The sequence below is a fragment of the Wolbachia endosymbiont of Drosophila bocki genome, from assembly GCF_028982005.1.
Classification (GTDB): Bacteria; Pseudomonadota; Alphaproteobacteria; order Rickettsiales; family Anaplasmataceae; genus Wolbachia; species Wolbachia pipientis.
On record NZ_JAPQLG010000091.1, the window covers coordinates 1 to 1000 of the forward strand.

Below are 1000 nucleotides of genomic sequence, written 5' to 3' on the forward strand. Positions count from 1 at the left end.
GGTTGCTTATAATTCTGACTATAGTTAGCCTTTCATAAGTAGCGATGCAACAAAGCCCACTGGGATCCAGAAAACTTAACTTTAAATAAGTGGCTGCATAATAAAGGCTGGATTCCAGACTGGAATGACATCATCTGCTACACACTTGAATGACAAGAGAAGAATTCTGAAACAACAAGTTTCAAGGAAATCTTATGTAAAATCTAGCATTAACAAAAATTATACTATTTTCATGCATGCTGTGGTTTTTGTAATTAATGGAGTGTGATATGCCGGCTAGTTTAAAATTTGAAAGTGCTGCAGGAACAGCAGCAGCAACTCTGGCAGAAGTCAAACTTGTAACTTTGGCAGATAATACGGGTAATGAATATACTTTGGATATAACCACAAATGATCTTAAAGTGGGATATACACCAAATGGTGGTCAAATAACAGAGCACAAAATAACTGGTCTATCAACAGCTCTGGGAAGTTTACTTAGTACAAAAGATAATAATGAATCAGTTCTAGTAGATACATTAGGAAACTTTCTTGATAGCCCAGATAAAGCAAAGTATGATGGTCAAAATAACCAAACAGTAAAGGAGTTCTTAGTAAGTAAAGGGCTAAAAGGAGAGAAAGGGGATACTGGTCCTAAAGGAGAAGATGGTAAAAATGGAACAAGTCCATCAGCTGCTGAAATAGCTGCTGAGAAAGCCTTACAAGATCATGTAACAAAGATAAGCATAGAAAGTCCAGAATTTAAAAGAGCTGTGCAAGAGGAAATGTCACAACCGTATTTTGAGCCTCCAACAAGTGATGATGCTGCACTTAATTGGACTTGGTAATACAGCTTAGATCCAAGTAGTCACGCTACTTGGATGACGTCATACGGTCCTCGGATGACGGAAAAAGGACTCGGATAACACCCTACAATGTCATTCCAGCGCGTGACGCTGGAATGGCTTTGTTGCATCGCTACTTATGAAAGGCTAACTATAGTTAGAATTATAAGCAACCT

General features: G+C 38.1%; 1 protein-coding gene. It reads left to right on the forward strand.

Annotation, left to right across the window (positions count from 1 at the left end; genetic code table 11):
* The first annotated feature begins 269 nt into the window (after window positions 1-269).
* Window positions 270-827, forward strand: coding sequence for a hypothetical protein (locus tag OZD61_RS01900; RefSeq protein WP_274979649.1), 558 nt, complete (start codon window positions 270-272; stop codon window positions 825-827).
* Window positions 828-1000: the final 173 nt, after the last annotated feature.

Bases quoted from the DNA above. Each gene is read 5' to 3' on its own strand.
- OZD61_RS01900 (WP_274979649.1), top strand. From the start codon at position 270: ATGCCGGCTAGTTTAAAATTTGAAAGTGCTGCAGGAACAGCAGCAGCA.